Here is a 22,749-nt window from a genome sequence, read left to right as displayed (position 1 = left end):
TCCTTATCCGCTAGAGTCAGTCAAAGGATGATGGTTTACCTATTAAGGGTAGCGAAAACTGTGCCCCTTCACGCATCGAAAATGCAAAATATCAAGAAACGGGGAAAGGAGCGACGATGGTTTTCGGTTTATTGAGGTGTTGGTAATGGCGATCGGCCTCTTTCCAGACTTTGCCATCCAGGGCGCTCTGTTCAATCAAGCTCGCAAGGCGGAGGGCCTTTAACGCCTGTTCTCCACCAACAGAGGGTTGTTCGCCCCCCCGGACACATTGGACAAAATGCTCCAGTTCAGCATGGAGCGGTTCGATATTACTGGTGTAAACCTGCTCGATCAAGCCATCCTGACGATAAAGCACTTGGCCGTAGTCGGTGGTGTAATTGGCGGTAGTTTGGCGGTGAATTTCGATCTCGTTGTTGAGAAAATCGGCTTCGGTGAGGGAATTTTGGCAGTGGGCGGCGATGGTGCGAATTTTGCGGTGGGTCACTTTACTCGCCGTGAGAGTCGCCACGATACCGTTAGCGAAATTTAAGGTAGCTGTCACATAATCTAAGTGACTAGAATCGTCTTTTTTTGAACCAGTGGCCGTTAGTTGCACCACCGGAGAAGCGGCCATTTCTAAGAGCAGATCAATGTCATGGATCATTAAATCCAAGACGACAGAAACATCGTTCGCCCGTTGGGAGTAGGGACTCATGCGATGGGCTTCAATTGCCAAGAGTTTTTCGGTTTTGAGTACTTTGCTCAGTTCTTGGAAGGCGGGATTAAACCGTTCGATATGGCCAACCTGGAGGATCACGTTATGTTCGGCCGCCGCATTCACAAGGGCTTCGGCTTCACTGATACTGGCGGCGATGGGTTTCTCGATCATCACGTGTTTGCCCGCTGCCATGCACTCTAGGCCCACTTGGTAGTGGAGCTTGGTGGGGACCGCAATGCAAACTGCATCCACGAGGGGAAGCAGGGCATGGTAGTCCTCAAAGTAACGGATGCGATATTTGCTAGCGAGGTCTAAACCCCGTTCCACGTTGAGATCCGCGACGCCAATGAGTTCAACATCTTTGAGGAGGCTAAGGACACGGGTGTGGTGTTGCCCCATGTTGCCTACGCCAATCACGCCGATTCTGAGATTCGCATTGGGGGATAGACTGGACTGTAGTTGGGCCATAAGATTTAGGAAACTCCTTGAACTCCTCCACCGCAGATGTTGAGGGATGATGTTGCCTCGCCACCTTTTTGACTACCGATGGTAGCACGGATGTCCGGAGTCTAAAGAATTGATAAGTAGATTTTGTGGAATGGCAAAGGGCGATCGCCAATGGATCCGGCCTTGGGATAATTATCGGGGCGATCGCCAAGTTGTTGATAAATTGCCGAGCGATTCACCTTACTTTTTTTGACGCAAAATAGCCCCGGAAAGTTCATCCGAAAAGCTCTAGTTAATGGTCACCCTGGGCTTCGAGTTTGGCGAGGCGACTTTGTAGTTGTTTGTTGTCTTCTCGCAGTTTATCGAGGTCTTCGCGCAATCCTTGAATCGCCTTGTCGGTGCTGAGTTTTTTCTGGAGGCTGGTGACGGTTTCCTCGGCCCGCTGGCGAACCCGCTTATCTGGGGCTTGGCTGGCCAAGGTTTGTAAGAGAGTAACCGCCTTGGGATTTTCGATCTGGCCAAGGGCGCTCACAATGGCCACTTGGGTCAGGAAAAAGGTCTCCCTGGCGATCGCCTCTAAACGGTTGAGAATCACTTCAAGTTTGTCATTGGCTTGACCGCTGGCAACGGTGCCCAAGGCGCGGATGGCGGCAAGGCGTAGCGGTTGCGGCACGCCCAGTTCGGTATAGGGCAGGATCAGATCAACGGCTTCAGGAGCAGTTTTCATCGCCGCTAAACCGCCAATGGCTCCAGCACGGACAACTTCATTCCAGCCCGCACGGGTTTCGAGGATTTCATTGAGAAGATCGCGGGTTTCACCAGCTTTGTCTGTTAACCCCACAGAAACCATCGCCCCTAGGGTACGGGCGGCAGTGGCTTCGGTGTAGTAGCTGGCATCTCCTGCTAATAGACAGGTTTTCACTGCTGCGTAGCTGCTTTCGGTTTTGAACTTGCCGAGGCTGTTTAAGGTAGCGCGGCGCACGCGGGGATGGGGATCTTGTAAGCCAATCATCAAGGCCGTTTCCGCTTGGTTGAGTTGAATGGTGCCAAGGACTTTGGCAATTTCGACTCGCACACCCCAAAATGCTTCTGTTGTTAAAGCTGTTTGCAACGTATTGACCGCTTCGAGGTTGCCTTCTTTGGCGATCGCCACTGCGGCGTGAATCCGGGAGATGGGATCGGGGTCATGGGTCAGTTGATTTTTTAGTTCCGCCATTGGGTAGGACAATTTCACCGTTTTTGTCCAATGGTTGCCCACATCAAAGCTGACAAAATCTGGTTTCCGGTCGAGGGGAAGATAAAAGGTGTGTTCTGCGTCGTTGAGTCTAAAAGTAAAGGTCTTTTGGCTAACCGTTTCCCCATCGAGATAGTTAAAAGCAACGGGAATTTTTAGATCAAAAAGGGCTTTTTCGTCTTTTTTTCCTTGGGTCTGTGTCACCGTGAGTTTAGCGAGACCATTCTCCCCGTCCCAACTGTAAGCCACTTCAAAATCAGGATGGCCACCCCGGAAAACATATTGATCGAAGAGTGGAGCCAGGTTAAACCCGGTGGATTCCTCAATGGCCCGCAGCAAATCAATGGTTTCAACGGTTTGGTGGGCGTGTTTTTGGACAAAGTTTTGGATTGCTTTAAAGAACAATTCATCCCCAAGCACCGTGCGGATCATGTGATAGACACAAGCGCCTTTTTCGTACAAATGTCGGTCATAGAGTTCAATGGGAGCGCGATAAACATGGGTGACGATGGGGCGACGGTAACGGCTGCTGTCTTCGCTGAGATAGTTCCGCATCTGCTCTAGCAGGTAATAGGCAGCTTCCTCTTTGCCATATTCATAGCCATATTCATATTCTGTCCAGAGCACCTCGGCATAGGTGGCCATGCCTTCTTTGATCCAGGCGTGACTCCAGTGTTTGATCACCACCAGATCCCCAAACCATTGGTGGGCTAATTCGTGTAACACGAGGGTTTCGGTACGTTGATCGTCGAGGCTCGCCCGCTCGTCGAGTAAACAGCGATCCGTCAAAAGGGTGGTGGAGGTGTTTTCCATGCCGCCGAAGATAAAGTCATCGACGCACACTTGGGCGTATTTCGGGAAGGGATATTGGTAGCCGTAAATTTCACTGAGAAAATCCATCATCTGGGGGGTTTTCCCCATGCTGCGATCGCCATCGGCTTCGCGCCCTTTTTCCACATAGTAAAGGACGGGAATTCCCTGCCACTCGGTTTTTGTTTCGGCAAAATCGCCCACCGCCAAGGTAATTAGGTAGGAAGGATGAATTTCTTTTTGATACCAATGGTATTGGATTTGATCGCCTTGTTCTTTGGTGTCTACCAGTTCACCATTAGAGATGGCGCGGTAGGGATTAGCTACGCGAATTTTTAGTTCAGAAGTCGCAAGTTGGCCGGGGTAGTCAAAGCAAGGAAACCAAAACCGAGAATCTTCATCTTCCCCTTGCGTCCACACCTGCACCGGCTTATCGGGGTAATGCTCATCCGGTTGAATAAAATAAATCCCCCGTTGGGGTTCCGTTAAACGGTAGGCGATCGCCACCTCAATTTTTTCGGTGGTCGTGGGTTTCAGTAAGCGAATATTCAGGGTTTCGCCATCATAGTCAAAGGGTTGACTGACGCTGCCGATGCACACCGATGCAATGGCCATGTCCACCGCATCGAGGGTCAGGGAAGTCACCCCAGACCGCACCGGCGCGAGGGTAATCGTGCAAGTCCCAAAGAGCGATCGCCCCGTCATGTCGAGATCCAAATCTAAAGAAATATGCTCCACCTGTCCCGGACGGTCGGGGTTGTAGTGGGGTTTTGCGCCGGGCAACTCAAAAGAACGGGTCGTTTCTGTATCCACAAACGCTTCAAAATTAATTCCAGACATTTTGCTCGACATATCCTCAGGCTCAAAAGGCGATCGCCGCCCATAAAATTCATTCGCTTCAAATCATAACAATCCCGTCGGCTGGCCAGCTAACCGTGCCCAGATATCCCCACTGCCTTCCCCAAAAACTTGCTGTCATAATGGGAAATAGCGTAAACATCAGAAAAATCAACTACATATGACCCAGAATCCCCTCCTCATCGGCCATGGTCTGCCCCCCTTCGCTGAGATCAAGGCAGAGCACGTTGAACCCGCTGTGACGACCCTCCTGACGGAATTAGAGCAACAGGTTAGCGATCTTGAGACGAACCTCAAACCCACCTGGACAGACTTTGTCGAACCCCTCACCCAGCTCGAAGAAAAACTGATGTGGACTTGGGGGGTGATCGGTCATCTGATGAGCGTCAAAAACAGTACAGAACTGCGCGCCGCCTACGAAAAAATGCAACCCGCCGTGGTGCAGTTTATCAACCGCTGGAGCCAAAGTCGCCCCATCTATGAAGGTTATAAAGCGATCCGCGAAAGCGACCAATGGGACAAACTAGAACCCGCCCAGCAACGCATTATCGAAACCGCCCTCAAGGAAGCCGAACTCGCCGGAGTGAGCCTGGAAGGAGAAACCAAAGAGGAATTTAACGCGATCCAATTGGAATTAGCGGATCTCTCGACAAAATTTTCGAACAATGTCCTTGATGCGACCAAGGCATTTAAGCTCACACTGACCGATAAAGAAGACGTAGCGGGTTTACCTGACAGTGCCCTGAGCCTTGCCGCCCAAACTGCCCGCAGCGAAGGAGCCGAAAACGCCACCCCAGAAAATGGCCCCTGGGTGATTACCCTCGATTACCCCAGCTATCTCCCCTTTTTGAAATATGCCGAAAACCGGGAACTGCGGGAAAAAGTTTATAAAGCGGCGGTCTCAAAGGCTTCCTCTGGGGAATTTGATAATCACCCCCACATTGATCGCATCCTTGAGTTGCGTAAACAGAAGGCCCAAATTTTAGGGTTTGAAAATTACGCTGAACTGAGTCTGGCCCGGAAGATGGCACCGAATGTGGCCGCCGTTGAACAACTCATGGAAGAGTTGCGCCAAGTGAGCTTTACTGCAGCGAAAAAGGAATTAGCTGAACTCACGACTTTTTCAGGACAACCGGAGTTGAAACATTGGGATATCGCCTATTGGTCTGAGAAACAAAAGGAAGCAAAATTTGGGTTTAATGCCGAGGAATTGCGCCCTTACTTTTCCCTTGGGCGAGTATTAGCTGGGTTGTTTGACCTCGCGCAACGTTTGTTTTCCGTCGAAATTACCGCTGCCGATGGCGAGGCCCCCGTATGGCATGAAGATGTGCGTTATTTCAAAATTAACGACGAGTCTGGTGAACAAATTGCCAGTTTTTACCTCGATCCCTACAGTCGTCCAGCAGAAAAACGGGGTGGGGCTTGGATGAATGATTGTGTGGGTCGCGCCAAAATGATGGTCAATGGTCACACCGTTACCCGTCTACCTGTGGCCTATCTCATTTGTAACCAGACGCCCCCCGTGGATGGTAAGCCCAGCCTCATGACCTTTGGGGAAGTGGAAACCCTCTTCCATGAGTTTGGCCACGGTTTACAGCATATGTTGACCCATGTGGACTACCCCGGTGCAGCGGGCATTAATAATGTCGAGTGGGATGCGGTGGAGTTGCCCAGCCAGTTTATGGAAAATTGGTGCTACCACCGGGAAACCCTATTTGGGATGGCCAAGCATTACGAAACGGGAGAAACGCTCCCAGAGCATTATTACCAGAAACTTCTGGCTGCTCGCACCTATATGAGTGGTTCGGCAATGTTACGGCAGTTGCACTTTAGTTTGCTCGACATTGAACTGCACGCAAAATATGATCCGGCCAGTGGTGAAACCCCCGAACAGGTACGGAACCGTCTCGCAGAAACCACCACAGTGATGAAGCCATTACCAGAAGATTCTTTCCTCTGTGCCTTTGGTCATATCTTTGCTGGGGGCTATGCGGCGGGCTATTACAGCTACAAGTGGGCGGAAGTGCTCAGTGCGGATGCGTTTGCGGCGTTTGAAGAGGCTGGTCTCGAAGATACGGTGGCGATCGCCGATGTGGGCAAAAAATTCCGCGAAACGATCCTCGGTTTAGGTGGTAGTCTCCATCCCTTGGAAGTCTTTAAGAAATTCCGGGGTCGGGAACCGCAAACAGAACCTTTGCTTCGTCACAGTGGTTTATTGCAAACGGCTTAATCTTATATAAGTTCACTCTCATATAATTTAATGATTTTGAAAAAGGCTTTTGGAATATTCCAAAGGCTTTTTGATATTGGATATTTTTTGCAATCTTACCCAGTACAAACTGAGTCGTTAACATAAGGTTCTGTCTTCGAAGCTTTGTTTGGCATAAACTTGGATACATGAACTCATAGACGAATTGCAGGTGGCTCAAAGCTGATTTTGATCAACACGACGAAAGTTTTGTCCGTCAATTAATCGTGTAGTTTTTGATAGGTCTGGTCTATCACTTAGAATCTTTGTATGAGTAATCGTGATTACATGCATAATCAGACTCACGAGGAAAAAGCTCGCGATCACATTGATGAGATGCTGCGAGATGCAGGTTGGGATGTACAGTCCAGTCAAGAGATTGATTTGTATGGCAGCCTAGGGCAAGCTGTGCGGGAATATCAAACCGATTCGGGTCCCGCGGACTATGTGCTATTCGTCGATGGCAATCCAATTGGGGTAATCGAGGCGAAGCGACCCAAGGAAGGGCAAAAAATTACGGTTCATGAGCTACAGACTCAAAAATATGCGATCGCCAAATTGAGGTGGTTCCAGAATAACGAACCATTACCTTTTCTCTATGAGAGTACTGGGGAGATTACGCGTTTTACAGACCAGCGAGATCCGAAACCGAGATCTAGGGAAGTTTTTTCTTTTCATCGACCGGAAACGCTTCGGCAATTTATTCGCCAAGGACAGTCGTTACGCCAGCGATTACAGGCTTTACCGGAGTTGAATACTCGTAATTTGCGGGATTGTCAGGTTGAGGCGATCGCCAATTTAGATCAATCACTGAAGCAAGGTAAACCACGGGCATTGATCCAGATGGCTACGGGTTCAGGCAAGACTTTTACGGCAATTACGACGATGTATCGGTTGCTGAAATATGCCAACGCCCAACGGATTTTATTTTTGGTGGATACGAAGAATCTGGGGGAGCAGGCAGAACAGGAGATGATGACCTACACGCCCAATGATGATAACCGCAAGTTTACGGAACTCTATCGGGTGCAGCGGCTTACGTCTCCCTACATTGCCAAAGATAGCCATGTCTGTATCAGTACGATTCAGCGGATGTATTCGATCCTGAAGGGTGAGGAGCTGGATGAAACGGCGGAAGAAATGAATCCGGCAGAGCTGAAAACGAAACCGAAAGAGCCGATGCCTGTGGTCTATAACCCCAAAGTGCCCCTAGAGTTTTTTGATTTTATTTTTATTGATGAGTGTCACCGCTCGATCTATAACGTCTGGCAGCAGGTCTTAGATTATTTTGATGGGTTCCTGATTGGGCTAACGGCAACGCCGGATAATCGCACCTATGGCTTTTTTGAAAAAAATGTGGTGAGTGAGTATGACCACGAAAAGGCGATCGCCGATGGGGTGAATGTGGGCAATGAGGTTTTTCTGATTGAGACAAAAATCACCAAGGATGGCGCAAGGATCAAATCTACGGAACCTCTGTTAAAGCGGGAAAAGCTAACCCGAAAGAAACGTTGGGAGCAGTCCGATGAGGAGGTGAACTACACGGGGAAACAATTAGATCGGGATGTGGTGAATCCGGATCAAATTCGCACGGTGATTCGGACGTTTAAGGATCGCTTACCGGATCTGTTTCCGGGTCGGGAGGAAGTGCCGAAAACGCTCTTTTTTGCGAAGGATGATAGCCATGCTGATGACATCATTCAGACGGTCAGAAAGGAGTTCAATGAGGGGAATGAGTTTTGTAAGAAGGTTACCTATCGCAGTGAGGAAGACCCGAAATCTATCTTGGCGCAGTTCCGGAATGGTTATCACCCCCGCATCGCCGTAACGGTGGACATGATTGCCACGGGGACAGATGTGAAACCGTTGGAATGTTTGGTGTTTATGCGGGATGTGAAAAGCCTGAATTATTTCGAGCAGATGAAGGGTCGCGGCACTCGCACACTGGATAAGGATGCTTTGGTGAAGGTTACGCCCTCGGCAAAATCGGGGAAAACTCACTATGTCATCGTGGATGCGGTGGGGGTCACGAAATCTCGGAAAACATCGAGTCAACCTTTAATTACTAAGCCCTCGGTGGTGTTTAAGGATTTGGCAATGGGAGTCATGATGGGGGCAGCGGATGCAGATACAGTGAGTTCCCTAGTGGGTCGTTTATCTCGGCTTAATAGTCAGCTAGAGGAAGGCGATCGCCAAAAAATTGCTAAGGCAACGGGTGGGGTTGAATTAACGACAATCATGCGGGGGTTTGTTGATGCAATTAATCCTGACAATGTGGAGCGTTATGCTCAGGAGCATTTAGGGGTTGCGGCAGATCAGGAATTGGATCAAAAAACTTATGCTCAGGCTCAGGGGGCATTGGTGAAGGAAGCGGTCAAGGCGAATCGCTGGAATGGGAAGTTAATTGATTTGCTCACAAATATCCGGCGGGAGAAGGAGCAAATCATCGATGATCAGAATTTGGATCAGGTGACCAAGGCGGAGTGGGATGCGGATGCGCAAACGAATGCCCAAGTGTTACGGGAGGAGTTTGAGGTGTATCTCAGGGAAAATCAGGATGAGATTGAGGCGTTATCGATCTTTTTCGGGGAACCCTATCGGCGGCGGGAGGTGACGTTTAGCATGGTTTCGGAATTATTAGATCGGCTCCGGTCTGATCGTCCTAAGCTGGCACCGATTCGGGTTTGGCGGGCTTATCAACTGTTGGATGAGGTGGAGGGCAAGTCTCCCACTGAGGAGTTGACGGCTCTGGTATCTTTGGTGAGGCGTGTTTGTGGGGCGGATCAGAAAATTACGAATTATGGTGATGTGGTACGGCGCAATTTCCAGAATTGGGTGTTACGTCGCCATGCGGGGGCGGGGGAAAAGTTTAATGAAGAGCAGATGGCATGGTTACGGATGATGCGGGATCATGTGGTGAGTTCGTTCCATTTTGAAATCGATGATTTGGAGATGTCGCCTTTTGATGGGGAAGGAGGTTTAGGGAAAATGTATCAGCTTTTTGGGGCGGAGATGAATGATCTTATTGAGGAGTTAAATACAGTTTTGTCAGCATAAATTATTGTTTGATTTAACCAAGATTAATAGTTTCAATGGTTTTTAAAGAAATCACAAAAGTCTAGGATTATGAATGATTTAGAAGAAATACGAAGTATCTTACGCCAACATCTAAGTGTTATTCGGCAACGGTTTAGGATTACCCATGTGCAAATTTTTGGCTCCTATGCCCGTGGACAACAATCTTCTAAGAGTGATCTTGATCTTTTAATTGGTTATGATAAGCCTCCTACTTTATGGATGGTGTTGGAACTGAAGATATATTTAGAGGATATTTTGGGGATGCAAGTTGATGTTGTAACGGAAAGGGGCTTAAAAAAAAGGATTCGTGATCGCGTTTTAGCCGAGGTGATCGATGTATGACAGAACGTCGTTTAGAGGATTCGTTGGTAGATATTTTAGAGGCAATAACAGAAATCGAAATGTTTATGGAGGGAGTCGATTTAGATCGTTTTTTGCAGAATCGAGAGAAAGTCTTAGCTGTTGTTAAATTATTGGAAATTATTGGTGAAGCGACCAAGAAAATTCCGTCATCGATACGAGAAAAATATCCAGAAATACCTTGGCGTTCTGTAGCGGGAATGCGAGATGTTTTAGTTCATGAGTATTGGCAAGTTGATGAATTGGTTGTTTGGGAAACAGTGACTGAGGCTTTACCTCTATTGAAATTGACAATCAGTAAAATAGTAACATCGAAGAATCAGTAAAAATATTTTGATTATTTGACGCTTTTATACTTTTATGGAATATCACTAGAATGACTGCTCAAATACCCCAGGGATGGATTTATTGTCGTTTATCAAATGCTGTTCATCCTCGCAATGAAAAGGTTGCTCCGCAAGACTTCCCAGAGATGCCTTTTATAGGAATGGATCATATTAAACCTCAAACAATGAAAATCATTGGTCAAGTTCCGTCTTCTCAAATGAAGAGTAAAGCATCTAGATTTTATGCTGGTGATGTTTTGTATGGTCGTCTTCGTCCATATTTGAATAAAGTAGCTCAAGTTAACTTTGATGGTCTTGCATCCGCAGAATTCATTGTATTTCCGAGTAACGACATCATATGCAATAGTTTTTTGAAATATCGATTAAATTCAAGAGAATTCGTTAGTTTTGCTAATCATCTCAATGAAGGAGATAGACCTAGGGTTAATTTCAAACAAATTGGTGATTTTCAAATTCTCTTACCTCCACTGAATGAACAAAAGCGAATCGTGGAGAAGATTGAGGAGTTATTTTCTGAGTTGGATGCGGGAGTAGAATCCCTAAAAGCCGCCCAAGCCAAACTGAAACTCTATCGCCAAGCCCTCCTAAAACAAGCCTTTGAGGGTAAACTCACCGAACAATGGCGCAAGGAAAACGCCGATAAACTCGAACCCGCAGAGCAACTCCTAGAACGCATCAAACAAGAACGAGAAGCCCGCTACCAAAAGCAACTAGATGACTGGAAAACCGCAGTTAAAGAATGGGAATCCCAAGGCAAACCCGGCAAAAAGCCCACCAAACCACAAAAAACAAAATTTAGTAATTTAGAAAAGCTCGAAAGTCCAATTACGCTTTCTTATGACAAAAATTGGCAGTGGGTTCAATTGAAAAATATTTGCTATGAAATTACGGACGGAGATCATCAAGCTCCGCCTAAATCAGATTTTGGTATCCCTTTCATTACAATTTCAAACATTGACAAAAACAATAATACAATTGACTTTTCTGAAACTTTTTTTGTTCCTGAAACATATTTTCTGTCATTGCCAAAAAAGAAAAAACCTATTGTAAATGATATCTTATATACTGTAACTGGATCATTTGGAATTCCTGTCTTGATCACTCATGAGAAAGATTTTTGTTTTCAGCGTCACATAGGATTAATTCGACCGTCAAAACATATTTTTTCAAAATGGCTATATTATCTTTTATCTTCAGATCTAATTTATTCACAGGCTAAAGAGAAATCGACTGGTACTGCTCAAAAAACAGTGTCCTTATCAAGTTTAAGAGAATTTGAAATTCCATTATGCTCGTATCATGAGCAACTAGAAATATCAGATCTTTTGGATTATCAATTCTCTGAAATTGAAAAAATGGAAGCTGAAATTAAAATATCATTACAAAAATCAGAAATTGTACGTCAATCTATTCTCAAAAAAGCCTTTTCTGGTCAACTCATCCCCCAAGATCCCAATGATGAGCCTGCTAGTGTTTTGCTAGAGCGCATCAGAGAAGAAAAAGCAGCCACCAAAAACAAAAAATAGAAACCGCCATGACTTCCCTCCTCGAAACCCTCACCCCCACAATAAAAAAACAATTTTCAGAAATATTTCAAGATAACCTAATTTCCTTAATTGTCTTTGGTTCCCAAGCCAGAGGAGACGCAACACCAGAATCAGACATTGACATTTTAGTTGTCCTCAAAGACAAAAAACAAAAGCAAACTAAACGGGAACAAATCATCGATTTTATTACCGAAATATCCCTTGAATTTGGCGTGCTTATCAGTTGCATTTATGCCAATAACCAAGACTTTGAAACAGAAAAAAGTCCTCTAATGTTGAATGTTCGCCGTGAGGGAATACCGCTCTAATCAAAACTACAGATAATTTCTCCTAACCAATCAACCATGACTATCATCAAAATCCCCAAAACCTATCTTCTCCAAGAAGACCAAGAAAACCTTACCTTTAACTTGCCAGAAGAATTTATCAATCAAGTGTTGACCCCTGCCAAATACGAAGTCCTGAAACGAACAAAAGGAATCCTAAAAGAACAACGGCAAGAATTACTCAAATACAGTCAAACAGTGCGTCAAGAATGGGATTAGACGCTCAAGATGAAATACTTATATGACACCAATGTATTTATTGACTACTTTAGCGGAGAGCCTCAGGTAGACCCTCTTTTTGACTTCGACTTTCTCCAAGAAAATACAATTATTCTTTCCACAATTGTCAAGATCGAGCTGTTAGGTTATCCCAATTTATCTCAGCAGCAATTTCAAGAGATAAAAGATAGCCTTGCAATCTTTGATTTAGTCTTTATCAATCCATCAGTTGAAACTCAAACAATTCAACTTCGGCAACAACATAAGATTAAATTACCCGATGCCATTATTGCGAGTACATGCCTAACAGAAAATGCGATTCTGGTCACCCGCAATGTTAATGACTTTAAAAATATTTCTAGCTTAGAAGTCATTAATCCTTTTGCCAATCAATAAAACGCCTAGATTAAATTCAAAAATGACTACCGAATCCGTAAGCGCCAAAGTTTGGAATTTCTGCACCACCCTCCGTGATGATGGCGTGGGCTATGGCGACTATCTCGAACAACTCACCTATTTAATTTTTCTCAAAATGGCGGACGAATACACCAAACCGCCCTATAACCGACAAATTGATCTCCCCGAAACCTACAATTGGCAAAGCCTCAAGGAGAAAAAAGGTGCAGCCCTCGAAACCCACTACATCGAACTCCTGCGGGAACTCGGAACCAGACCCGGCATGTTGGGACAGATTTTCACCAAAGCTCAAAACAAAATCCAAGACCCCGCCAAACTCTCCAGCCTAATCAGTATGGTCGATGAAGTGAACTGGATCATGCTCGACAAAGACACCAAAGGCGAAATTTACGAAGACCTCCTCGAACGCAACGCCGCCGACACCAAATCCGGAGCCGGACAATATTTCACCCCCAGACCCCTGATCCGTGCCATGGTGGAATGCCTCCGCCCCAAACCCTTACATACGATCGCCGATCCTGCCTGCGGCACAGGGGGATTTTTCCTTGCCGCCTATAACTTTCTCAGCGACCCCAAAAACTACCGCCTCAACAAAGACGAAAAACAATTCCTCAAAAAATCCACCTTTTACGGTAATGAGATCGTCGCCAATACCCGCCGCCTCTGCCTGATGAATTTACTCTTGCACCAGATCGGCGAAATCGACAGCGAAGAAATTACCATTTCCCGTAACGACGCCCTGATTGCCCCCAGCGATGATACCTATGATTATGTGCTGGCAAATCCCCCCTTCGGGAAAAAGAGCAGCATGACCTTTACCAATGACAACGAAGACGAAAACGGCAAAAAGAAAAAAGATGCCCTCACCTATAACCGCCAAGACTTCTGGGCAACCACTTCTAACAAACAACTAAACTTTGTGCAGCATATCCGCACCATGCTCACCAGCACCGGACAAGCCGCTGTGGTCGTGCCCGATAACGTCCTCTTTGAAGGGGGCGCAGGGGAAACCATCCGTAAACAACTCCTCAAAAATACCGATCTCCACACCATTTTGAGATTACCCACCGGGATTTTCTATGCCCATGGCGTAAAAGCAAACGTAATTTTCTTCGATAACCATCCCGCCAGTAAAGAACCTTGGACAAAGGAAATCTGGTACTACGACTACCGCACCAATATCCATCACACCCTAAAGAAAAAGCCCCTCCGCTACGAAGATCTCACCGATTTTATCCAGTGTTACAATCCTGGCGATCGCCACAACAGAACCGTAACCTATCACCCAGAGATGAATCCCGATGGACGTTGGCGGAAGTTCACCTATGACGAGATCATGAATCGCGACAAAACCAGCCTCGATCTTTTCTGGATCAAAGACCAAAGCCTTGCCGACCTCGATAACCTCCCCGACCCCGAAGACCTCGCCGCCGAAATCATTGAAAATCTTGAAGCCGGATTAAATAGCTTTAAAGAAGTTTTGAGCGCTCTTGAAGATTAACTCAGTAATTCTATAGCCATTGGAGTTGTGCACTATTCGATACTCATTGCAAGGCAAGCAAGCACGGACTTTCTGTTTCAACTTAAACCTAAATCTCATTCTTAAAAAGGTCTTTCCCCTTTAAGGAGGCGCACAATCCAACTGTCTGGCATAAAATTTGAGATCTCGAGGAGCGCCATATTTAAATTGACCTCTAGGTCTCTATTTTGAATATCAATGATCATGTTCTCAAACAGTTCCAACGGCACACGATATTCCATCCCAAATTCTACAAAGGTTGTGTGATTGCAGTAATTATATTTTTCTAGTTCCGCTTGACCAACCTTTCCACTGACCCCTGGTGATTCTGGATCCCGCAATAGAGAGAAATGAGTGCCGGGATTGCCTACCACGAGCTGGTTCATGTTCTTCATCCGACTCGCAAAACTTGTCCCTGTTTCATAAAGAAAGGCAACACAATAGCGTTTATCTGCCTGAATAACAACCAAATTATCGGGGGTCTTCTTCTTCGGGATTTTTAGACAGTCAATGTCAAAGCCATAAAGCTTGTGGCACGTCGTCAGAACAGTCTGGAGACAACTGCGGTCTTCTCCTGTCGTAATAATCCTCTTATCATGATTCCGATAACCTGCTTCTAAAGCCTGTTTCTGGGCCTTGAGGTAGTCATACAAGATATGTACCTCAGTGTTGACTACTGGAGTCTGGGAACCATTGACAGAACCTGGTTGAGGACTTGGCAGAGGCGAGGGGGTAACGGTCTCCGTCTTTTGAACTAACAAAGTATTCAGTTTTTTTGAAAGTTCTTCGACCGTCTTACTCACCTGCGCAAGATCCTGGGAAATCTCAAAGATAATCTGAGTATTGGTCTGCTGTTGCTGGGTCGGCACTAAAGATGGTACCGGAATACCATCCCGCTTAAACCGGTAATAATCAGCGGCCCGGTTAATCACTTTTCGGATGACTCGCTGATTTAATATTTCTTCTTTCTCTTCAGTGGTGAAAATGTCGTTGGCAGAGAATGGTAGCCCCTCTAGTTGCACTTCCAAAAGCCGCTCAAGAGTCACCCGGTCTGGGGAATTCACAGTCAGTTGGATTTGACCCTGGCGATCTATTACGGAACCATCAAGTCTTTCCTGAAATATTCTCCAACTTTCAGGAAACATGATCGAGATGAAAAGACTATTGTTCACATGGGTAAAGAGTTCCCTAAAACCTTCACCAAAGGCCGTAAGTAAGTTGGCGTTTTCTTCATAAGCTAAACTTTCAAGCTGATCGAAGACAATAATTAAAGGCTCATCCAAAAGAGACAGCTTCCCAAAAACGACTAAAGCCTCTTGACCTAAAGTTTCTCTAGTTGTCTGGGTATCCCATTTCTCGTCTACCAAGCCCACTAATTCGAGTTCCTGGGGTTCAAGTTCATAACCTGCTAACCACCGTTTAATCCAAAGCTTGCGATTTGGATCAGTGTAACGACAATACCGGAGAATTCCCCTAAGAACTTGAGCCGATAATCCTGAAGCATTGTAAGTAAATTGCCACCATTGTTCTACCTTTTTCTCGATGTAATCCCAGAAGTCTCGTTTACGGTTTGTATCTTCACCTCCGAGTTTCTCAAAGACTTCTAAGGGGTTTCCTTCCAGGGCTTCAATGATTTCGGCTTCCTTTTGAGTAGGAAGTGGAATATTCTGACGGTTGATAATTTTTGATAGGAAATGGGCCAAAAGATGGTCAAGTTGAGTGTATTCCGTATCTCCTACTCTTTCAATCAAAGACTCTAAAACCCGACTGTAAATATGGAAGAGAACTCCCTCTGGATTATTGGGATGGTTGATAAAGAACAAACGGTTCCGTTCTAATCGTTCTTGGGCCAGGCGCATCATCAAGTGACTCTTCCCTGTGCCTGCTTCCCCGGTGATCACAACACCTCGACTTTGGCGGTTGGGATCGTTCTTGATTTCTTCTAAGACCGACTTTAGAGCTTCGTATTGCTGTTGGGAGACGCTCTTAAGGTCTGGGTGGGTCTGAAATGGATTATCGACTCGACTGCTCCCAAATGGATTCTGGTAGGGCTGAAGTAACTGTTTGAGGTTGTCGGTTTGAGTCGTCATATGCTTGTAGAGCTGGTAGGTAAAAAGAGCATCGTAGCGGGCTGCATGGGCCTGGGTCTCTGAGAAATATTGCCCATACAGCTTGAGGTGTAAACGAAGACTTAAGTCCCCTAGTGAGTAAAATCCTAGGTCAGGATAAGTTTGTTTCGCAAGATCATAGGTGCAAATCCAGTTACAGCTTGGTTCTTGTAGCCCCGAAAAGCCATAACTTTTTTGAATGACACTACGGTCATGGGCCGCTTTATGGCAGACGATCACCTTTCCTTCTGCAAGCTCTCTAAATTCTTCCAGAATGAGATTGAGAGTTTTTAGATTGAGATATTGATCTTCGTTGCCGACAGCTCCCTCAACTATTGCCTCGTAAATAAGCTTTCCTTCATGGTTGACAACGGCAATTTCCCGGAGAATGTCTTTTCCTTCGGTATCAACAACAATAAAATCGTGAGGGAGCATAGAAAACAGTATCGTCAAACAGCCTCATTAGATCGAATCCAGCCAGTTTTCCTCTGAGTCAGAATCAGCACCAACATAGGCTGGCGGGTTCGTTTCTCTGGTCGGGTATTCTACGCTATTGGTTGTTTGCTCTGGCTCATCGGCACCAAACCATTGATCATCGGGCTGTTCGGCATCAAAGGGAACCGTCGTAGTCGTCTCATCTTCGCCCCAGTCATCATCAGATTCATCGGGTTCAGTCTCTGCGACCACAATTTCATCCGGTGCAACAACCGGGAGAATTTCTGCTTCCGTTGTTATAGATGCTTCTTCCGGTTCTGGGGATTGTTCTTCTAGTTCTGCGGCGATCGCCTCCTCCGGAATAGCCTCTGGGACTTCCCGTTCGGGTCGCTGCCGATCAAAAACCAAAGCACCCTCAACGCAATCGACCAAAATGCGATCGCCTTCCATAAAATCAGTTTCTAAAATGCGGTTGGCGATCGGGTTTTCTAGTTCCCGTTGGATCGCCCGTTTTAAGGGTCGAGCGCCAAAGGTCGGATCATAGCCCGCTTCCACCACATGATCGAGGGCAGCATCCGTGAGCGATAAGGTAATTTTTTGATCCGCTAATAACTTTTCAATCCGGTGAATTTGCAATTTCACGATTTCACGCAATTCATCCCGCTTCAGAGTATGGAAAATAATCAGCTCATCAATCCGGTTGAGAAATTCCGGGCGGAAATTTTTCCGTAACGATCCTGTCACCTTATCCCGCATCTTGTCGTAGTTGGCATCATCCCCCGACAAACTCAGGATAAATTCACTACCAATATTGCTCGTCATCACAATGATCGTATTACGAAAATCCACCACCCGTCCTTGGGAATCCGTGATCCGTCCATCATCCAGCACCTGCAACAGGATATTGAACACATCCTTATGGGCTTTCTCGACCTCATCCAGTAGCACCACCGAATAGGGTCGCCGCCGCACCGCCTCCGACAGTTGACCCCCCTCCTCATAGCCCACATAACCGGGAGGCGCACCAATCAAACGGGAGACCGCATGTTTTTCCATGTATTCGGACATATCAATGCGCACCATCGCCTCTTCACTATCAAAAAGGAAGGCAGCTAAGGCCCGCGCCAATTCCGTTTTCCCGACCCCCGTCGGCCCCATAAACATAAACGAACCGATCGGACGACTGGGATCCTTCATCCCGGCCCGCGCCCGACGAATCGCCGCCGAGACAGCTTCAACCGCTTCCTGCTGCCCGATCACCCGTTCATGTAAATGCCCTTCGAGTTGTAGGAGTTTTTGCCGTTCCGATTCCATCAGACGATTTACGGGAATCCCTGTCCAACGGGCAACAATTTCGGCGATATCCGCTTCCGTGACCTGCTCCCGTAACATGGCATCCCCTGCGGCTTGGATTTCGAGCAGTTTCGCTTCTTTTTGGCTGAGTTCTGCCTGTAACCCTTCTAGGCGACCATATTTCAATTGAGCCGCTTTGTTGAGATCGTAGGCGCGTTCTGCCTGTTCGACTTGGAGGCGCAGTTGTTCTTCTTCTTCCTTGAGGGCGTTAATTTCTTCGATTAAATTTTTCTCGGCGAGCCATTGGGAAGACAGATCCTTTTGTTGAACTTCTAGGCTTTTGATTTCTTCATCAATTCGATCTAAACGTTCCTTGGAGGCGAGATAGGCGGGGGAAGTGGTGCCGAGTTGTTCTTCGCCTTTGAGGGAGAGTTGCTCCATCTGGAGTTGCATCAGACGGCGATCAATGGCTTCGAGTTCGACGGGTTTGGAGGTGATCTCCATTTTTAATTTGGCGGCGGCTTCGTCGACGAGATCGATCGCCTTATCGGGAAGAAAACGGTCGGTGATGTAGCGGTTAGAAAGGGTCGCAGCAGCAACGAGGGCAGAGTCGGTAATGTTTACGCCGTGGTGGAGTTCGTAGCGTTCTTTTAAGCCCCGCAGAATGGAAACGGTATCTTCGACGGTGGGCTGTTGGACGAGTACCTGCTGGAAACGTCGCTCAAGGGCGGGATCTTTTTCGATATGTTTGCGAAATTCGTCGAGGGTGGTTGCTCCGATACAGCGTAATTCGCCCCGTGCCAACATGGGTTTGAGTAAATTGCCGGCATCCATCGTGCCGCTACCTGCCCCTGCACCGACGACGGTATGGACTTCATCGATAAAGAGAATAATTTGTCCGTCGGATTGGGTGACTTCTTTGAGCACGGAACGAAGACGGGCTTCAAATTCGCCCCGATATTTGGCTCCAGCAATTAGGGATCCCATATCAAGGGACATCAACTGACGATTTTTGAGGGATTCGGGCACATCCCCGTTAACAATTCTTTGGGCTAAACCTTCGGCGATCGCCGTTTTGCCGACCCCTGGTTCCCCAATTAAAACCGGATTATTTTTCGAGCGCCGAGAAAGCACCTGGATCACTCGCCGAATTTCATCATCCCGCCCAATTACTGGATCGAGTTTGCCATCTTTCGCTTGTTCCGTGAGATCGCGCCCATACTTACTCAGGGGACTGCCCCCGTAAGAACTACCACCCTCTTCTTGGTTCTGGGCGGTGACCTTTTGGGTGCCCTTGAGGGCTTTGATCTTGAGTTCGAGATCCTGGGGGTCGAGGTTGAAACTTTTCAGCGATCGCCGCCCGATGCGCTCATCCTCCGCAAAGCCCACTAGCAAATGCTCGACAGAAATAAAATCATCCTGCCAACTGTTGCGACAGGCTTCAGCCCGGTCTAACATTACGTCTAAACCTTGACCGAGATAGAGCTGGTCACCCCGCATTAATTTGGGCTGCTGCTGGGCAAACCGTTCTAACTGCTGCTGGAGCCTGACTCCATCGACCCCCGTCTGGGTCAAAATCGTCTGGGCCAATCCCTGTTCCTGCTCCTGCTCTAGCAATGACAAGAGTAGATGTTCCACCTCAAGATTTTGGTGTCTGTAGCGACGGGCGATCTCCTGTGACTTGACGATCGCATCCCAAGCTTGTTCGGTGAATTTGCTGGAATCGGTGGGCTGCATCAGTAGTTTGTTTTGGCGTGAACGGTTTTTATCAGCACAGTATAACAAGTTGCTGATTGTCCCTTGGGGGCGGTGCGAAAATTTCTCTGATCCAAATTTAGGTAAAAATACGGATTTATTTTCTTCAGAAAATCATTGAAACTGGGATCTTCTTTGTGATATGTACGCAAAGTTTATCCCCTTTACTCGGAGTGTAAGGATAAAAAGAATGAAAAAATTGGGTACTCACCTTGTGGTGGATGGTTGGGGTTCCCCTGCGAACCTCCTCAATGATCCCGAAGGTATCCGTCGGGCCATGATCGAAGCGATCGCCGCCGGAGAAGCGACTCTAATTGATCTTTGTGTCCATCAATTCAGTCCCCACGGTGTAACAGCCACCGCAACCCTTGCTGAGTCCCACATTGCCATTCATACCTGGCCCGAATATGGGTACTTTGCGGCTGATCTTTTCTTTTGTGGTCGCGGCAAGCCCGTTGAAGCCATGAAATTCCTCCAGCAGGCGCTACAGGCAACGGAATGTAAAATGACCGAATTTGATCGCGGTTTCCCCAAAGAAATTTTGGTGCCCTCCATGGCTGCGGCGATCGCCTAAACAATCTAACGACTGTTCCAGGGGGAAGTTAAACCTCTCCGGCAGTCCAGTTATTACTTAATAACTCAATAAGTTTAGATGCCCCTCTATGTCCCCCAGACGAGAGGGGTTACTTGTTTTTGTGCAACAAAATGGCAGCCCCATCAAGAAACCGTCACAATCTTGGCGCTCTAAATGAACCCGTCATCATGGTCTCGACCAAAGGCGATCGCCCCCACAGACCATGCTTTGAGTCTTTAGCATCCCGTTAGCAAGCTTTGGCATGGCACAAAGAATAACAACTTCAATTGGGGAAATTCCCCAGACCCCTTGATGCAGAGACGTAAACGCCTTTTGATAGAATGTAACTCACCCCAATGGCCGCCATTTCTATGGAAAATCTCCCCACTAACCCCCAACAACAGCCCGAAAAAACCCAGATTTCGATTCACATTGATCCAGAAGTCCTCGACCAAATTAAGCACCTCACTAACGACCCCAGCAAAGTGATCGAAACCGCCGTTAAGCAGTGGCTCCGGGGCGAGCGCGTCCGCGACGATGAATTAACCCGACGTTTTCGGCGTAACCCCCCAGTTCCACCTAAGGGGGAATGGAACGATTAAAAAGGTGAGTATATTATTGTTAAGCTGGCCTTTAACTCCCAAATTGTTGATCAAAATGGGTATTTGTCGGCCATTAGGGTAAAGTCCGATACAATCCCCAATAGGTGTGATTTCCCCAAAGGCGCACCGCGCAGCGGCTCCCTTTGAGATCACCTGGGTGATCCCTCAAATCTCTGGACTTAATCTCGACAATATTTACTCAGTGCCTCCATGGGTTGTTTTCCGCCTCAACTACCAGCAGATCAACGGCAGCACTTTGCCTACTGGCAAGCCCTCAACGCAGAAATTATCTGCCTACAGGACACAATGGGGGTTTGTAAAGCTTTTTTTTGGCAGCGGGCTGAAACTTTTGGTTGTCGGCCCCAAGTAATGGTGGGCACAAACATTTTTCAGCAATGGCTTAATGTAGACCCCACTGCCTACAGCACGGTCTGTCAACGGGTCTGCCAGGGGGGCACACCCGAAACTTTAAATGGTGTTTTTCAATGGGCCGATCAGTCCCTTCCCGTCAGGCTTTTGGTAAATTCCATCGGGGTTAATCAACTGTTGGTGGTGGGTTTTCCCCAGGCCGTTTCCCCCAGTCCCCTATCTCCTCTGTCTTACCAAAAGGTCCTGAGTCACATTGCCCGCAAAATTCGCAATACCTTTGACCTGACAGTGATTCGTCAAGAGGCAATGAATGGCCTTGGCACAACTTTGCAGGTCAGTCGTTGTCTACTGGTCACCGCCGATGAAACCCAAAGTCGATTTCAGATCGAGGCAGAATACCGCCAAGGATCAGTTCCTTCTTGCTTGGGAACGAGTTGGCGATCGCCCGAAAGCCCAGTCCTCGAAGAAATTTACCAAACCAAAGCCCCCCAATCCCTAACAACGCTTTGCCCCGACCTTGCTGATAGTCAAGGGGTGCTTGTCCTACCCACCCTCTACCAGGGCAGCGTCAACGGTTTTATCTGTCTGCAACAGTGCGATCGCCCCAGGATTTGGCAGGAAGTCGAACAGGAATTTGCCCAGGAGCTCGCCGAACAATTGGGAACAGCGATCGCCCATGCCACCCTCTACCAAGAACTCGAACAACTCCACCAAACCGCCACCGAAGCCGCCCGCCTGAAAAATGACTTCCTCACCAATACCACCCACGAACTGCGCACCCCCCTCAACGGCATTATTGGTTTTCTGACCCTCGTTCTTGATGAAATGGCTGACAACCGCGCCGAAGAATTAGATTTCATTGCCGCCGCCCACGAAAGTGCCCTCCATCTCCTCAATCTGATCAACGATATCCTCGACATTGCCAAAATCGAATCGGGCAAACTCGACCTCGATCTCCAGCCCATTAGCCTGGGGAAACTGCTCGATAACCTCAATAACTTTGCCCGGCCCCAGTTACAGCGCAAAAATCTCACTTGGGAAATGTCGGTGCCCGAAAGCCATGACGACATCATCCTCTATGCCGACTACCAGCGCATTTTTCAGGTGCTCCTAAACCTCGTGGGCAACGCGATTAAATTCACCAATACCGGCGGCATCACCATTAATGTTGAATTGGTTTTTAAACCCGTTAGCCACAACGATCAACAATTTCCAGGCATGGTCAAAATTAGTGTGATCGATACGGGGATTGGCGTGGCCCTGGATATGCAATCTAAGCTCTTCCAAAACTTTTCCCAAGTCCGGGGTGGCCATACCCGCAAATATGGTGGTACGGGGTTGGGGCTCGCCATTTCCAAGAAACTGGTCGAGGCCTGTGGCGGTAAAATTTCTTTCTACAGTATGGGAGAAGGCCTCGGATCGACGGTCACTTTCTCGGTACTCCTCCAGCAAAAACCCGTGCTCAAACAGCCCACGCACCAGGATCCTCAGGTGATTATCTAGGCC

General features: G+C 47.3%; 16 protein-coding genes. 12 read left to right on the top strand and 4 right to left on the bottom strand.

The window, feature by feature from the left end; all coding sequences use genetic code 11:
• Positions 1–91 precede the first annotated feature (91 nt).
• Complete coding sequence (locus AWQ21_RS02295) at positions 92–1,165, bottom strand: Gfo/Idh/MocA family protein (RefSeq protein ID WP_065713142.1); 1,074 nt, start codon at positions 1,163–1,165, stop codon at positions 92–94.
• A 271-nt stretch (positions 1,166–1,436) separates the two neighbouring features.
• Entirely contained in the window at positions 1,437–4,028 is a 2,592-nt protein-coding gene (locus AWQ21_RS02290; protein WP_065713141.1) for a M1 family metallopeptidase, read from the bottom strand.
• A gap of 178 nt (positions 4,029–4,206) precedes the next feature.
• Between AWQ21_RS02290 and AWQ21_RS02285 the strand changes: the two genes are divergently transcribed.
• The 9 genes from AWQ21_RS02285 to AWQ21_RS02245 all read left to right on the top strand — a co-directional run bounded on the left by AWQ21_RS02285 (position 4,207) and on the right by AWQ21_RS02245 (position 14,089).
• Positions 4,207–6,276, top strand: coding sequence for a M3 family metallopeptidase (locus AWQ21_RS02285; RefSeq protein ID WP_065713140.1), 2,070 nt, complete (start codon positions 4,207–4,209; stop codon positions 6,274–6,276).
• A gap of 288 nt (positions 6,277–6,564) precedes the next feature.
• Complete coding sequence (locus AWQ21_RS02280) at positions 6,565–9,351, top strand: DEAD/DEAH box helicase family protein (RefSeq protein ID WP_065713139.1); 2,787 nt, start codon at positions 6,565–6,567, stop codon at positions 9,349–9,351.
• Positions 9,352–9,420: 69 nt separating this feature from the next.
• Positions 9,421–9,714: a nucleotidyltransferase family protein gene (locus AWQ21_RS02275; RefSeq protein ID WP_065713138.1), complete on the top strand. Its 294-nt coding sequence runs from the start codon at positions 9,421–9,423 to the stop codon at positions 9,712–9,714.
• Positions 9,711–10,058 carry a DUF86 domain-containing protein gene (locus tag AWQ21_RS02270; protein WP_065713137.1) on the top strand — a complete coding sequence of 116 codons (348 nt, stop codon included), beginning with the start codon at positions 9,711–9,713 and terminating at the stop codon, positions 10,056–10,058. Before AWQ21_RS02275 ends, AWQ21_RS02270 begins: the two co-directional genes overlap by 4 nt.
• A 50-nt stretch (positions 10,059–10,108) precedes the next feature.
• Positions 10,109–11,605 (top strand): restriction endonuclease subunit S, encoded by a 1,497-nt coding sequence (locus AWQ21_RS02265; protein WP_083997950.1) that lies wholly within the window; start codon positions 10,109–10,111, stop codon positions 11,603–11,605.
• A gap of 8 nt (positions 11,606–11,613) precedes the next feature.
• Positions 11,614–11,934 (top strand): nucleotidyltransferase domain-containing protein, encoded by a 321-nt coding sequence (locus AWQ21_RS02260; protein ID WP_065713135.1) that lies wholly within the window; start codon positions 11,614–11,616, stop codon positions 11,932–11,934.
• A 36-nt stretch (positions 11,935–11,970) separates the two neighbouring features.
• Positions 11,971–12,171, top strand: coding sequence for a hypothetical protein (locus tag AWQ21_RS02255; protein ID WP_065713134.1), 201 nt, complete (start codon positions 11,971–11,973; stop codon positions 12,169–12,171).
• Positions 12,172–12,180: 9 nt separating this feature from the next.
• The gene (locus tag AWQ21_RS02250) at positions 12,181–12,567 is read left to right on the top strand and encodes a type II toxin-antitoxin system VapC family toxin (RefSeq protein WP_065713133.1); all 387 of its coding nucleotides are present in this window, start codon (positions 12,181–12,183) and stop codon (positions 12,565–12,567) included.
• 22 nt (positions 12,568–12,589) lie between these two features.
• The gene (locus AWQ21_RS02245) at positions 12,590–14,089 is read left to right on the top strand and encodes a class I SAM-dependent DNA methyltransferase (protein WP_065713132.1); all 1,500 of its coding nucleotides are present in this window, start codon (positions 12,590–12,592) and stop codon (positions 14,087–14,089) included.
• A gap of 101 nt (positions 14,090–14,190) precedes the next feature.
• Here the strand turns inward: AWQ21_RS02245 and AWQ21_RS02240 are convergent, their stop codons facing one another.
• The gene (locus AWQ21_RS02240) at positions 14,191–16,650 is read right to left on the bottom strand and encodes a hypothetical protein (protein WP_065713131.1); all 2,460 of its coding nucleotides are present in this window, start codon (positions 16,648–16,650) and stop codon (positions 14,191–14,193) included.
• Positions 16,651–16,677: 27 nt separating this feature from the next.
• A complete protein-coding gene (gene clpB, locus AWQ21_RS02235; RefSeq protein WP_065713130.1) occupies positions 16,678–19,680 on the bottom strand; it encodes an ATP-dependent chaperone ClpB in 3,003 nt (1,000 codons plus the stop codon).
• Between the two features lie 208 nt (positions 19,681–19,888).
• Between clpB and speD the strand changes: the two genes are divergently transcribed.
• From speD to AWQ21_RS02220, 3 genes are all read left to right on the top strand, one after another.
• The gene (gene speD, locus AWQ21_RS02230; protein WP_041443332.1) at positions 19,889–20,272 is read left to right on the top strand and encodes an adenosylmethionine decarboxylase; all 384 of its coding nucleotides are present in this window, start codon (positions 19,889–19,891) and stop codon (positions 20,270–20,272) included.
• A gap of 371 nt (positions 20,273–20,643) precedes the next feature.
• A complete protein-coding gene (locus tag AWQ21_RS02225; RefSeq protein ID WP_065715183.1) occupies positions 20,644–20,874 on the top strand; it encodes a hypothetical protein in 231 nt (76 codons plus the stop codon).
• A gap of 210 nt (positions 20,875–21,084) precedes the next feature.
• Positions 21,085–22,746, top strand: coding sequence for an ATP-binding protein (locus AWQ21_RS02220; protein WP_065713129.1), 1,662 nt, complete (start codon positions 21,085–21,087; stop codon positions 22,744–22,746).
• Positions 22,747–22,749: the final 3 nt, after the last annotated feature.

It is taken from the genome of Picosynechococcus sp. PCC 7003 (assembly GCF_001693255.1).
Classification (GTDB): Bacteria; Cyanobacteriota; Cyanobacteriia; order Cyanobacteriales; family MRBY01; genus MRBY01.
The sequence above is the reverse complement of the archived record's forward strand: the minus strand, read 5'-3'. Positions and strand labels throughout refer to the sequence as shown.